Source organism: Actinophytocola sp. NPDC049390 (assembly GCF_044466355.1).
In the GTDB taxonomy this organism is placed as follows: domain Bacteria; phylum Actinomycetota; class Actinomycetes; order Mycobacteriales; family Pseudonocardiaceae; genus Actinophytocola.
The window spans coordinates 154,875-168,252 of sequence record NZ_JBITMQ010000009.1 but is presented as its reverse complement, the minus strand read 5'-3'; the positions used below and the strand labels follow the sequence as shown (position 1 = coordinate 168,252).

Sequence of the window (13,378 nt, the reverse complement as noted above, 5' to 3'; positions counted from 1 at the left end):
GTCCACTCGTGTTCCGTTGACATCGGGGAGTTTCACATGCCGGCCATCGTGCTCATCGGCGCCCAGTGGGGCGACGAAGGTAAGGGCAAGGCAACGGATCTGTTGGGCGAGAAGGTCCAGTGGGTCGTGCGCTACCAGGGCGGCAACAACGCCGGCCACACGGTGGTGCTCCCTGACGGACAGGACTTCGCCCTCCACTTGATCCCTTCGGGCATCCTGACCCCCGGCGTCACCAACGTCATCGGCAACGGGGTGGTCGTCGACCCAGGTGTGCTGCTGACCGAACTGGCGGGCCTTGAGGAGCGGGACGTGGACACGTCGCGGCTCCTGATCTCCGCCGATGCGCACCTGATCATGCCGTACCACGTCGCGATCGACAAAGTCACCGAGCGCTACCTGGGCAAAGCCAAGATCGGCACCACCGGCCGCGGCATCGGCCCGGCGTACCAGGACAAGGTCTCCCGCGTCGGCGTCCGCGTCCAGGACCTGCTGGACGAGAAGATCCTGCGGCAGAAGGTCGAGGCCGCGCTCGACGTCAAGAACCAGATCCTCATCAAGGTCTACAACCGCAAGGGCCTCGACCCGGAGCAGGTCGTGGACTCGGTGCTGGAGTACGGCGAGAAGTTCGCCCACCGCATCGCCGACACGCGGCTGTTGCTGAACCAGGCCCTGGAGCGCGGCGAGACGGTGCTGCTCGAAGGCTCGCAGGGCACGCTGCTGGACGTCGACCACGGCACGTACCCGTTCGTGACGTCGTCGAACCCGACCGCGGGCGGCGCGTCGGCGGGCTCCGGCATCGGCCCCACCCGGATCACGACGGTGATCGGCATCCTGAAGGCCTACACGACCCGCGTCGGCTCGGGCCCGTTCCCGAGCGAGCTGCACGACGAGATGGGCGAGCGCCTCCGCAAGACCGGCGGCGAGTTCGGTGTGACCACGGGCCGCTCCCGCCGCACCGGCTGGTTCGACGCGGTGATCGCCCGGTACGCGGCGCGCGTGAACGGCATCACCGACTACTTCCTCACGAAGCTCGACGTGCTGTCCGGTTTGGACCGCGTGCCGATCTGCGTGGCGTACAAGGTGAACGGCGAGACCGTCTCGGACATGCCGATGACGCAGACCGACGTGCACCACGCCGTGCCGGTGTACGAGGAGATGCCCGGCTGGTGGGAGGACATCTCGAAGTGCCGGACCTTCGCGGAGCTGCCCGCGAACGCGCAGGCCTACGTCCACCGGCTGGAGGAGCTGTCGGGCGCGAGGTTCTCGGCGATCGGCGTCGGCCCGGGCCGCGAACAGACCATCGTCCGCCACTCGATGACGGGCTGACGCACACGGCTTTCCCGCCCTCTTCAACGTATAGCGCACCCCGGGTCTTGCGGCAAGACCCGGGGTGTGGCGCAGAATCTCCCGCCTAGAGCTCAGGACCTGCGAAAACGCAGGCGCAGCAGCAGGGGACAGGGGAGATAGTGGTACATCAGTACGTGCTGGGTTTCCACGAGGTCGACGCCCGCCAGGTGGCGGTCGTCGGGGGCAAGGGCGCGCACCTCGGGGAGCTTTCGCGGATCGACGGCATCGAGGTGCCGCCCGGCTACTGCGTGACGACGGACGCGTTCCGGCGGGTCATGGCGGACGTGCCGGCGCTCGACGATCTGCTCGACCGGCTGTCGCGTCCGGACCCGGACGACAGGGACGCGATCGGCGCGCTCAGTGCGGAGACCCGTGGCGTCATCGAGAAGACCGCCATTCCGGACGACATGGCGGCGGTGCTCGTCCGCCCACTCGCTTCGCTGGGCGAGAACGCCGCCTACGCGGTCCGTTCCAGCGCGACGGCGGAAGACCTGCCGGCGGCCTCCTTCGCGGGGCAGCAGGACACGTACCTGAACGTCGTGGGCGCGACGGCCGTGCTCGAGCACATCAGGTCGTGCTGGGCCTCGCTCTTCACCGAGCGGGCCGTGACCTACCGCCTGCGGAACGGCTTCGACCACCGCGAGGTCACCATGGCCGTGGTCGTGCAGCGGATGGTCACGCCGGACGCGTCGGGCATCCTGTTCACCGCCGACCCGGTCACGTCCAACCGGAAGATCACCACCGTCGAAGCGAGCTTCGGGCTCGGTGAGGCGCTGGTCTCCGGGCTGGTGAACGCGGACAGCTACCAGGTGCGGGACGGCGCGGTCGTCGCGAAGACGATCGGCGCCAAGGAACTGGCCGTCCACGCCGTGCCGGGCGGCGGGACGCGGCAGGAGGCGGTCGAGCCGTCGGCGCGGCAGCGGCCCGCGCTGACCGACGAGCAGGTGGTGGCGCTCGCGGAGCTGGGCCGCCGGATCGAGACGCACTTCGGCCGACCCCAGGACATCGAGTGGTGCCTGGCGGACGGCGGCTTCCAGATCGTCCAGAGCAGGGCGATCACCACGCTGTTCCCCATCCCGGAGAGCGAGGACGACGGCAACCACGTCTACGTCTCCGTCGGCCACCAGCAGATGATGACCGACCCGCTGAAGCCGCTCGGCCTGTCCGTGTGGCAGCTGACCACCCGGCGGCCCATGGCCGAGGCGGGCGGGCGGCTGTTCGTCGACGTCGCCCCGGTCCTGGCCGGAACGACCAGCCGCGACCGGTTCCTCGCGGCCATGGGGACGTCCGATCCGCTGATGAGGGACGCGATGCGGACCGTCCTCGACCGCGGCGACTTCGTGCCGTTGGCGCCCGACGAAGGCCCCCGGTTCGTCGGCGACGTCCCGACGCCGCACCTCGACGCCGATCCGTCCATCGTGGACGAGCTGATCGGGAGGACCCGGGCGTCCCTCGCCGCCGTCGCACGCGACATCGAGGCGAAGAAGGGACCGGAGCTGTTCGACTTCATCCTCGCGGACTTCGAGGAGCTGCGGGCGCTGTTGTTCGACCCGAGGAGCCTGCCCGCGATCATCGCGGCGCAGGACGCGACGACCTGGCTCAACGAGCACCTGCGCGAGTGGCTGGGCGAGGAGAACGCGGCCGACACGCTCACGCTGTCCGCGCCGGGCAACGTCACGTCGGAGATGGGCCTCGACCTGCTGGACGTCGCGGACGTGATCCGCCCGCACCCGCAGGTCGTGGCCTTCCTGCGGGGCGTCGAGAACGACGACTTCGTCGACGAGCTGGCCGGGCTGCCCGGCGGCCGCGAGGCACGGGACGCGATCCAGGGCTACCTCGACAGGTACGGCATGCGCTGCGTCGGCGAGATCGACATCACGAGGCCGAGGTGGCGCGAACACCCGACCGCCCTCGTGCCCGTGCTCCTCGGCAACGTCGAGACCTTCGAGCCCGGCGCCAGCCGTCGCCGCTTCGAGGAGGGGCGACGACAGGCGGCCGCCAAGGAACAGGAGGTGCTGACGCGGTTGCGTGCCCTTCCCGACGGCGAGCGGAAAGCCGAGGAGACCAAGGCGATGATCGACCGCGTCCGGACGTTCATCGGGTTCCGCGAGTACCCCAAGTACGGCATGGTCAGCCGGTACTCCATCTACAAGCAGGCGATCCTCGCGGAGGCCGACCGGCTGGTGCGTGCAGGGGTCCTGCGCGACCGGGAGGACGTGTTCTACCTCAGGTTCGCCGAACTCCACGAGGTCGCGCGGGGCGGGGAGGTCGACGAGGAGCTCATCCGGCGGCGCAAGGAGGACTTCGCCACGTACCAGGCGCTCACCCCGCCCCGGGTGCTCACGTCCGACGGCGAGGCCGTGGTCGGCAGCTACCGGCGCGCGGACGCCCCGGCCGGTGCGCTGGTCGGGATGCCGGTGTCGAGCGGGACCGTCGAAGGCCGTGCCCGCGTCGTCCTGGACTTGGCGGCGGCCGACCTGGCATCGGACGACATCCTGGTCACCGCGTTCACCGACCCGAGCTGGTCGCCGGTGTTCGTGACCATCAAGGGGCTCGTGACGGAGGTCGGTGGCCTGATGACCCACGGCGCGGTGGTGGCCAGGGAGTACGGGCTGCCCGCCGTCGTGGGGGTGTCGGGCGCCACCCGCCTGATCAGGGACGGCCAGCGCATCCGCGTGAACGGCACGAACGGCTACGTCGAGATCCTGCCGTAGCGGCAAGGAAGGCGCGTCCAGAGCATGCGCCCTGGACGCGCCTTCACAACCCGCAAACCCCAAGATCCACGAGCCGGAACTCGCGAACCACCGGTACGCAACCCCCACCCGATCCCGGGGGCTACCCGCCTTGCCAGTCTACCGGGTGGGGGTGACAGAACCGGGCCGCGGGGCCCGGTCTGTGGACAACTCACCCGGCTGTGGACAACTCAGGCCGCGGCCAGCTGCTCGGCCGCCACCGCGACGTCGGGGTTGTCGGTGAACAGCCCGTCGATCCCCGTCGCGCGGAACGCCTCGATCTCGGCGATCATGTCGCCGTACTCCGACGGCACCGTCGACGAGCGGAAGTCCGCGGGCAGGAACGCGTTCTCCGCGCGGAACGTGTACGGGTGCACGGCCAGCCCGGCCCGGTGCGCGTCGGCCACCAGCGTCGTCGGCGTCGTCAGGTTGCCCGCCGCGTCACGCGGGATGATCTGCCCCTTCTCCGGCCCGAGGCCCTTCGCGTACTTCGCCACGTCCCGCAGCCCTGCCGGCGAGATGATGTCCTTGTAGGTCCTCGGGTCGCCCGAGTCCACGAAGTCGAACGGCGCGCCGGACCCCGACGTCAGCTGCACCAGCGGCACCCGCAGCACGCGGTTCAGCTCGATCAGGTTCGTGACCTCGAACGACTGCACGTACACCTTCGCGGACGGCCGGTTCAGCCCGTTGCGGTTCAGCGTCCGCACCAGCGCGGGCTCCAGCGCGAGGCCCTGCTTGCGGAAGTACGTCGGGTGCTTGGTCTCCGGGTAGATCCCGATCTCCCGGTGCAGCTCCCGCGACAACCGCTTCGCCAGGTCGATAACCTCCTGGAACGTCGGGACCTCGTAGCGCCCGTCGTAGAGCGTGTTCTCCTGGCGGATGTCCGGGATGCGCTCCTTCGCGCGCAACGTCTTCAGCTCCGCGAGCGTGAAGTCCTCGGTGAACCAGCCGGTCACGTCCACGCCGTCCAGCGACTTCGTCGTCCTGCGGTCCGCGAACTCCGGGTGGTCCGCCACGTCGGTCGTCCCGCCGATCTCCGGTTCGTGCCGGGCGACCAGCACACCGTCCTTCGTGGTCACGAGGTCGGGCTCGATGTAGTCGGCCCCCATCCGCGCCGCGAGCTCGTAGGACGCCAGCGTGTGCTCCGGCCGGTAGCCGGACGCGCCGCGGTGGCCGACGATCGTGAAGCTGTCCTGGTCACCGTGTGCGGGGGCACGGTCCGCTGTCGCGGGCGCCGCCGCGCTGACCACGGCCAACGCCGTCGTCGCGGTGACGGCGATGCGCAGTAACTTCGAACTCACGGTCTCCTCCTTGCCTCGATTGGCGCGCGGATCGTCGTCGATCCGGGCAAACTTCGTCGGACCCGAAGGTGACGAAGCGATAACGCATTCGATCTTCTTTGTGACACCTGTCACGGGTAGGTTGCCGGTGGTGACCAGGTCTACGGAAGACATGGACACCGACCCGTCGGCGATCGCGGTCGGTGAGCACGACGAGGAGCGCCCCGCCCGGCGGCTGTCCGGCCGCTGGGAGTGGTTCGTCTGGGCGGCGTCGATCGCGGTCGCGCTGCTGGTGCTCAAACAGGTCTTCCTGCCCTTCGCGAAGGGCAACCAGTACTACCTGGTGATCTTCCTCGGGCTGACGTTGCCGCTGGTCTTCCTGTGCTACCGCCCCCGCGGCACCGCGCGCGACCCGGACAACCCCGGCACGCTCGACTGGGCGTTCGCGGCGATCGCGCTGGTCGTCGGCCTGTACCCGGTCGTGCCGCTCGCGATCGGCGACGCGGGCGGCGGCTTCGACGCCTTCCTCGACCGCCAGGGCCTTCTGTCAACTTCGGACATCGTGGCCGGTGCGCTGCTGCTCGTGCTGATCCTGGAGGCGACGCGCCGGACCACGGGCCTGGTGCTCCCGATCGTCTGCCTGGTGTTCCTCGCGTACTCGTACTACGGCGGTTACCTGCCGCAGAACTGGGGCGTCGCGCACGCGGGCGTCGACTTCAGCCAGATCGTGAACGCGCTCTACAACGACCAGAGCGGCTTCTACGGCATCCCGCTCGACGTCGCCGCGACGTACATCGTGTTGTTCACGATCTACGGCGCCGTGCTGTCGACGTCCGGCGCCGGGAAGTTCTTCGTGGACATCAGCTTCGCCGCGTTCCGCAGGTCCCGCACCGCACCGGGCCGCACCGCCGCCATGTCGGGTTTCCTGCTCGGCACGGTGTCGGGTTCCGGCACCGCGACCACCGTCAGCCTGGGCGCGATCACGTGGCCGGTGCTGCGGAAGGCGGGTTACCCCAAGGAGAACGCGGGCGGCCTGCTCGCCGCGTCGGGCATCGGCGCGATCCTGTCGCCGCCGACGCTGGGCGCGGCGGCGTTCATCATCGCCGAGTACCTGGAGACGTCGTACCTGACGGTGCTGCTGTGGGCGATCGTCCCGACCGTCCTGTACTACCTCGGCATCGTGTTCGCGGTGGAGGCCGACGCGCGGCGCTTCGGCGCGAAGCCCGTGGACGTCGACACCCCACCGGTCGGCAAGCTGCTGCTCCGCGGCGGTTACCACTTCGCGTCACTGGCGATCATCGTCGTGTTCCTGGCGCTGGACATCCCGCCGTTCACCGCGGTCGTGTACGCGACCGGGGTGGCGGCGCTGTTCGCGTTGGTCTCGCAACTGGTGACGGGCGGCTCGTTCCAGGCCTGGCTGAAGGCGGTGGCCGACTCGCTGGCGGAGGGCATCCGCGGCGCGCTGCCGGTGATCGCGGTGTGCGCGGCGGCAGGCGTGATCACGTCGACGATCACCAAGACCGGCCTCGGTCAGGAGTTGGCGGCGGCACTGGTCGACGCGGCGCGGGCACTGGCGTCGAACGAGACCGTGATCCTGATGCTGACGGTGGTGTTCGCGGCGGTCGCGGTGAGCGTGCTCGGCCTCGCGGTGCCGGTGACGGCGTCGTTCATCATCTCGTGGGTCGTGCTCGGCCCCGCCCTGTCGGACCTCGGCGTGGCACCGGCCGAGGTCGCGATGTTCATCTTCTACTACGCGGTGCTGTCGGAGGTCACCCCGCCGACCGCGCTGGCGGCGGTCGCCGCGGCCGCGATCACCGGCGGCTCGGTGATCAGGACGATGTGGCAGACGTGGAAGTACACGTTGCCCGCGTTCCTGGTGCCGCTCGCGTTCGTGCTGACGGACAACGGCTCGGCCCTGTTGCTGCAGCAGGGTTTCGTGACCGTGCTGTGGGTGGTGCTGGTGTCCGCGCTCGGCGTGGCCGCACTGGCGGTGGTCACGGGCGGCTGGCTCGTGGGACCGGCGCGGTGGCCGGAGCGGGTGCTGTGCGTGCCCGCGGCGTTGCTCTTGCTGTACCTGCAGCCGCTGTCGATCGCGATCGGCGTCGGTTTCGCAGTGGTGGCGGTCGTCGTGCACCTGCTCGGCCGCCGAACCCCGAAAGAACAGGAGCCTGATGATGCGACCGGCGAAGATCGCGACGAAGGCGTTGGCGGCACTGGCGGTGTTGCTGGTGACAGCGGCGTGCGGCGGCAAGCAGACGAACAACTCGGCTGACCAGGCGTCCGGCAGCTGCGAGGCGGGCGAGGGCCGGATCACCATCGCGACCGGCAACACCGGAGGTGTCTACTACACGCTCGGCGGCGGCCTGGCGCAGCTGATCAGCAACAACACCCCGCTGAAGGCCAACGCGGCCGAGACGGGCGCGTCGGTGCAGAACATCCAGCAGCTGGTGGCGGGCGACTACGACATCGCGTTCGCCCTGGCCGACACCGCCGCCGACGCGGTCGAGGGAAAGGCGGCCTTCGAAGGGAAACCGCAGGACATAGCCGCGCTGGCGCGCATCTACCCGAACTACACGCAGGTGGTCGTACGCGCGGACAGCGGCATCGACAGCGTCGCCGACATGAAGGGCAAGAGCATCTCGACGGGCTCCCCCAAGTCGGGTACGGAGGTCATCGCGAACCGCCTCCTGGAGGCAGCGGGCCTGTCGCAGTCGGACATCTCCGCGCAACGCCTGGCCCTGCGCCCGACCGTGGACCAGATGAAGTCGGGCCAGATCGATGGCCTGTTCTGGTCCGGCGGCCTGCCGACCCCGGAACTGACCGACCTGACGACGTCCCTCGGCGAGGACGTGAAGTTCCTGGACATCAGCGACCTGCTGGAGAACATGAAGAAGGTCAACGAGGTCTACGAGGACGGCGCGATCCCGGCCGACACGTACGGCCTGCCCGCCGACGTCCCGACGATCGTGGTCCCGAACCTGCTGCTGGTCACGAACGACTTCCCGGCGGGCAACGCGTGCGCCATCACCAACCTGATCTTCGACAAGAAGGCGGACCTCGCGAAGGTCCACAAGGCCGCGAACGCCCTGGACCGCGAGACCGCGGTGGAGACGGCCCCGGTGAAACTCCACCCAGGAGCAGAACAAGCACTGACGTCCTGAAAGCGTCTTCCGGGACGTTGTGACGAGAGAGCCCTGGCGGCGATCCCGACCAGGACGGCATCTACGCTGTTCATCGTGCGTGTCCTGGTGATCGGGTCCGGTGCGCGCGAGCACGCGCTCGTGCTCGCCCTCTCCCACGACCCTGCGGTTACGGCCCTGGCGTGTGCCCCCGGCAACGCGGGCACGGCGGCGGTCGCCGAGTCCTACGGCGCCGACGTGACCGACCCGGCCTCCGTGGTCGCGACCGCGCGGGAGTGGCGCGCCGACCTGGTCGTCGTCGGTCCGGAGGTGCCGCTCGTCGCGGGTGCCGCGGACGCCGTCCGCGCGGCGGGCATCGCGTGCTTCGGCCCGTCGGCCGCCGCGGCCCGCATCGAGGGCTCGAAGGCGTTCGCGAAGGACGTCATGGCCGCGGCGAACGTCCCGACCGCGCACAGCGAGATCGTCGACAACCCGGCCAAGCTCGACGCCGCCCTCGCCCGCTTCGGCCCGACGTGGGTCGTGAAGGACGACGGCCTCGCCGCGGGCAAGGGCGTGGCGGTCACCACCGACCTCGCCGCCGCCCGCACCCACGCCATGACCCTCCTCGACGGCGGCCACCCGGTCCTGCTGGAGTCCTTCCTGGACGGCCCGGAGGCGTCGCTCTTCTGCCTCGTGGACGGCACGACGGTCGTCCCGCTCCTGCCCGCACAGGACTTCAAGCGCGTTGGCGACGACGACGCGGGCCCGAACACGGGCGGCATGGGCGCGTACGCCCCGCTGCCGTGGACCCCGCCGGGCCTGGCCGACGAGGTCGTCTCCAAGATCATCAAGCCGGTGGTGGAGGAGATGGCGGCCCGAGGGGCGTCGTTCTCCGGTCTCCTCTACGCGGGCCTGGCGCTCACCAGCGCGGGCCCGCAGGTCATCGAGTTCAACTGCCGCTTCGGCGACCCGGAGACCCAGGCCGTGCTGGCCCTGCTCCGCACCCCGCTGGCAGGCCTGCTGAACGCGGTCGCGACCGGCACCCTGGCCGACCACCCACCCCTCGAATGGCACGACGGCTACGCGGTCACGGTGGTCGTCGCCGCGGAGGGCTACCCAGGCCGGGCCCGCTCGGGCGACGTCATCACCGGCGCGGAGGCCCACGGCGTCCTCCACGCGGGCACCCGCCGCCGCGACGACGGCGCCATCGTGTCCGCGGGCGGCCGCGTCCTGTCGGTGGTGGGCACAGGCCCAACCCTGTCCGAAGCCCGCGCCGACGCGTACCGCCTGGTAGAGGACGTACACCTGGCCGGCTCGCACCACCGCACGGACATAGCCACCCGCGCGGCGAAGGGCGAGATCACCGCACAGTGACGGTTCAGCCGATCAGCGGAACCGGACGCACCAGTTCTTCGTCAAAGTTCAGGTGGGTGCCGCGCGCCGTTGGTAGCCTGCAGAAAGAGACCGGATCGTCACGATCAGTGGGGAGCGAACGGGATGTATCTCGCCGGCGACATAGGCCGAGGCATCAACGCCGCCTTCAAGCAGGTCAACGAGGCCACCAGAAGCCTCGGCTCAGGCACCTTCACGGTGAACAAGGACAACGTCCTGGCCGCTGCTCGCATCGTCGAGTCCCAGGCTGACTCCCTCAAAGAACAGGTCAAGGACATCCGTCGAGACCTGGAGGTGAACCCGCCGGGCAACGACCAGGTGAGCACCCGGATGGCGGCGGCGTGGAACGACCTCCTGATCAACGACGAGGATTCGTACCGGAACCGGATCAACGACTACATCACCGGTCTCAAGAAGCTCGCTGTTCAACTCGGGGACACTGCTCGTGCGTACGGGTTCAGCGAGGAAGAGATCGAGGCAGCGTTCAGGAAGACCGGTGCGTAAGCGTTTGTTTCTGGCTCTGGCAGCCGTGGCGATGGTCAGTGCCGGGTGCGCGAGCAGTGCGTCGGGTCTACCAACACCGGCTCCCGGCGGCGACTCGTCCGGTACGTCCTCGGCGCCGACGACTGAGCCTTCCGGTTCTCCCTCGTCGACGGTCGAGGTTCCGCCACGGCCAAGGGATATCTCGCTGGACGGGCTGGATCCGTGCACCCTTTTCACCGAGGCGCAACGCACGCAGCTCAAGGCGACTGATGTGGATTCCGGGGAGTCGGGGAGTGACAACTTCAAGGGCATGAAGGAGTGTGTGCTTGAGGTTGACGACCAGGAGCGGTTCTACGACTACACCGCACTCGCTGTCACAACCGAGGGTGTGGATGCGTGGCTGACCGGTCAGCGGAACGTGGAGGCAGAGCTGACCGATGTCCAGGGATTTCCAGCAGCACAGTTCAAGTTCCGCGGCTCCGATGGCGAAGGCTGTGATGTCGCGGTCGGCGTAGCCGAGAAGCAGAACCTCTGGATTCAAGTCGTTCCGTACAGCCGCGGTTTCGAACAGGACGAGCTGTGCCAGATGGCTCGGCAGGCCACCGAGATGGCCATGACCACGCTGCAGACGTTGAAGTAAGGAAGTTGTTATGGCCGGGGATCACGGACTCAGCGACTTGCGCTATGCGGGTTGGAACCACGGTGAGCTGGCGGACGAGATCGACCTCCTGCGCAACGGTGAGGGCTCGGGGACGCTCCAGAACGCGATGAAGGCGCTGGTCGTGGTGGCTCTCGGGCTCGTGGAGACCGATCAAACCCTGCGTGAGCAGCTCAAGGAGATCGGCGTTTCCTGGGAGGGCTCCGCGTCGGAGGGGGGTACCTCGGCGACCGAGAACGCCCAGATCTACGCGGAGAACGCCATCGACCCGCTTTCCGAGTCGGCTCGGGGTGTCGGGAGCCAGGGCGAGACGTTCCACACCACCCGCAACGCGGCCCCCGACTCGAACACGCTGCGTGGCCCGACAGAGGAGTCCACGGTCGACCAGGTCGCGGGCTTCTTCGGGCACACCACCGACCACGCACAGCAGGTGAGGCAGACGAACGCGGCCAAGGACGCCGCCATCGACGCCATGACCGGCTACCAGAACAACAGCTCCGACGCGCTCGGCCAGGCGCAGACGCTGCCCGTGCCACCCGGTATGAACCTCGTCGCGCAGCCGGTTGACGGTGGTACCAACATCTCCTCCGCGGGCAACTACGTCCCGACGGGCGGCAACTACAGCCCCACCGGTCTGGGCCCAGGCGGCCCGGGGCCCTCCTACTCACCCGGCACGGGCGGCGGCCCCTTCACCCCCGCGCCGACGACAGTCGGCCCTGGCCCCAACCCGCCCCTCGGCGGCCCGCCCATCACCGGCGGTGGCCCCGTCCCGAACAACCCCTTCCTGCCCACCAACGCCAACCCCCTCGGCCCGGCCGCGCTGCGCGGTGTGAACCCCATGCTCATGGCCGAAGCCGCGACCCTCATGGGGGCCGGCGGCGCGGGCGGCGCCGGCGCCGGTGCGGAAGGCGAACGTCTCGCCCGCAACGGCGCGAGCCGAGGTGGCCCCATCAAGAACGGTGTCCCGATCGGCTCTGTCCCCGAGGAAGAGGCGCGGGCCGCGCGCAACGCCGAGAAGTTCGGCGCGCGTACCGGCCGGCCCGGCGGCTCGATCATGCAACCGGCCGCCGCGGGGGCCGGGCGCAACGCCGAGGGCGAGGAGGACCAGGAGCACGTCCGGCGGTACGGGGTCGAGTCGAGCGACGTGTTCGACGACGATCGCGTCGTGGCGCCGGAGTCGATCGGCGACGATGACGACCGGTAGATGATCAGCGGCACCATCGTCCTCTCCACGCTCGAGTTCGACGTGTTGTGGGAGCACGAGAAGCTCCCGGCCAAGCACGAGGCGCTCGCCGTGCCGAGCCCCGGGCGTACGCACACCGAGCGGCGGCAGCTCGTCGCGCGGGCGTTCGCCGACCTCGAGGAACGCGGGCTTGCCGAGCGGGAGCGGGCGACGCCGGAGCTGGCGGACAAGCTCAGCCTGCTCGCCTACCCGCAGCTGGCCATCGACAGCTGGGTGTGGACCGACCACCGCATCTCCTCGTTCGCGGTCGTCTCCGGGAGCGCTGCCCTGCTGGCCGCTGTCGACGGGCCACAGGTGTGGCTGATCCCGGCCCGCGAGACCGCGATCGCGGAGGCCGCCGTGTCGGTCGCCGGGGACGTGGTCGCGGGGCCCGGTCTGTCGGTGAGCGTGCCGTCCGACGTGCTCGCCGCCGCCGACGCCGAGGCGCACGGGGACGCGCGGGAGTTCGCGGCGGCGCTCTCCCGGCGCGGGGTGTCCGGGCCGGACGCGAAGACGATGGCGGACATGGTGCGTGACATGAACGTGCGCGGCCAGTTCTGTGTCACGCGCATGCAACGGGACCAGCGAATGGTCCGTGCTGACCGGGTTGTCGCTTTCCACGACACCCCTCGCGGACGTTATGTCCACCTCGCGAAACCGAACGCCGACGGTCGCGAGTGGAGCACGGTCACCCCGGCCGACAACCGGCGCCTCGTGACCTGTGTGCAAGAGCTGATGGCCGAGGTCTGACCGTCCTAAGGTGAGGGAACCGCGACACGGCGGACGCCGTCAGAGCGGGTGCGCGAAGGGGGCGACATGACGCAGTACAACATCGACGCCATCAACGGCTGCATGCAGAAGGCGCTCGACTACAAGCCGAAGTTCGGCGAGGTCTCCGACTCCTTCCCGCAGGTGTGCACGGCGTCGACGGTCTACGGCGACCTGCCGAGCTCGGCGGGCATCGCGTCGGCGGTGGACGCGCTGAACGACCTCATGCACGACGAGATGAACGCCGCCGAGGACCGTCTCAACGGCGTGGCCGGCGCGCTCGACGCGATCGTGCAGACCGTCCAGAACACTGAGGACGAGGGCGAGCGCACCTACGGTGGCCGCCCGCGGTACGTGCAGGTCTAGGAGGGGACACG

General features: G+C 69.6%; 11 protein-coding genes. 10 read left to right on the top strand and 1 reads right to left on the bottom strand.

The annotated features are described in order from the left end of the window. Positions 1-36: 36 nt before the first annotated feature. A complete protein-coding gene (locus ACIBVP_RS25160; RefSeq protein WP_396108756.1) occupies positions 37-1,326 on the top strand; it encodes an adenylosuccinate synthase in 1,290 nt (429 codons plus the stop codon). Between the two features lie 140 nt (positions 1,327-1,466). Next, entirely contained in the window at positions 1,467-4,061 is a 2,595-nt protein-coding gene (gene rph / locus ACIBVP_RS25155) for a rifamycin-inactivating phosphotransferase (RefSeq protein ID WP_396108755.1), read from the top strand. A 209-nt stretch (positions 4,062-4,270) separates the two neighbouring features. Here the strand turns inward: rph and ACIBVP_RS25150 are convergent, their stop codons facing one another. Continuing rightward, positions 4,271-5,380: a glycerophosphodiester phosphodiesterase gene (locus ACIBVP_RS25150; RefSeq protein WP_396108754.1), complete on the bottom strand. Its 1,110-nt coding sequence runs from the start codon at positions 5,378-5,380 to the stop codon at positions 4,271-4,273. Between the two features lie 151 nt (positions 5,381-5,531). Between ACIBVP_RS25150 and ACIBVP_RS25145 the strand changes: the two genes are divergently transcribed. From ACIBVP_RS25145 to ACIBVP_RS25110, 8 genes are all read left to right on the top strand, one after another. Then, the gene (locus ACIBVP_RS25145) at positions 5,532-7,631 is read left to right on the top strand and encodes a TRAP transporter permease (protein ID WP_396108963.1); all 2,100 of its coding nucleotides are present in this window, start codon (positions 5,532-5,534) and stop codon (positions 7,629-7,631) included. After that, entirely contained in the window at positions 7,531-8,520 is a 990-nt protein-coding gene (locus tag ACIBVP_RS25140; RefSeq protein WP_396108753.1) for a TAXI family TRAP transporter solute-binding subunit, read from the top strand. Before ACIBVP_RS25145 ends, ACIBVP_RS25140 begins: the two co-directional genes overlap by 101 nt. Before the next feature lie 75 nt (positions 8,521-8,595). Continuing rightward, complete coding sequence (gene purD, locus ACIBVP_RS25135) at positions 8,596-9,852, top strand: phosphoribosylamine--glycine ligase (RefSeq protein WP_396108752.1); 1,257 nt, start codon at positions 8,596-8,598, stop codon at positions 9,850-9,852. A gap of 123 nt (positions 9,853-9,975) precedes the next feature. Then, positions 9,976-10,374 carry a hypothetical protein gene (locus ACIBVP_RS25130; RefSeq protein WP_396108751.1) on the top strand — a complete coding sequence of 133 codons (399 nt, stop codon included), beginning with the start codon at positions 9,976-9,978 and terminating at the stop codon, positions 10,372-10,374. After that, entirely contained in the window at positions 10,367-10,993 is a 627-nt protein-coding gene (locus ACIBVP_RS25125) for a DUF3558 domain-containing protein (protein WP_396108750.1), read from the top strand. The genes ACIBVP_RS25130 and ACIBVP_RS25125 overlap by 8 nt, the downstream gene beginning before the upstream one ends. 37 nt (positions 10,994-11,030) lie before the next feature. Further along, positions 11,031-12,215 (top strand): hypothetical protein, encoded by a 1,185-nt coding sequence (locus ACIBVP_RS25120; RefSeq protein ID WP_396108749.1) that lies wholly within the window; start codon positions 11,031-11,033, stop codon positions 12,213-12,215. Continuing rightward, entirely contained in the window at positions 12,216-12,983 is a 768-nt protein-coding gene (locus ACIBVP_RS25115; RefSeq protein WP_396108748.1) for an ESX secretion-associated protein EspG, read from the top strand. 66 nt (positions 12,984-13,049) lie between these two features. Further along, on the top strand, positions 13,050-13,367 hold the full coding sequence (locus ACIBVP_RS25110) for a hypothetical protein (RefSeq protein ID WP_396108747.1): 318 nt from the start codon (positions 13,050-13,052) through the stop codon (positions 13,365-13,367). The last annotated feature ends 11 nt before the right edge of the window (positions 13,368-13,378 follow it).

Bases quoted from the DNA above. Each gene is read 5' to 3' on its own strand.
- ACIBVP_RS25160 (WP_396108756.1), top strand. From the start codon at position 37: ATGCCGGCCATCGTGCTCATCGGCGCCCAGTGGGGCGACGAAGGTAAG.
- ACIBVP_RS25145 (WP_396108963.1), top strand. From the start codon at position 5,532: ATGGACACCGACCCGTCGGCGATCGCGGTCGGTGAGCACGACGAGGAG.
- ACIBVP_RS25140 (WP_396108753.1), top strand. From the start codon at position 7,531: ATGATGCGACCGGCGAAGATCGCGACGAAGGCGTTGGCGGCACTGGCG.
- ACIBVP_RS25130 (WP_396108751.1), top strand. From the start codon at position 9,976: ATGTATCTCGCCGGCGACATAGGCCGAGGCATCAACGCCGCCTTCAAG.
- ACIBVP_RS25115 (WP_396108748.1), top strand. From the start codon at position 12,216: ATGATCAGCGGCACCATCGTCCTCTCCACGCTCGAGTTCGACGTGTTG.
- ACIBVP_RS25110 (WP_396108747.1), top strand. From the start codon at position 13,050: ATGACGCAGTACAACATCGACGCCATCAACGGCTGCATGCAGAAGGCG.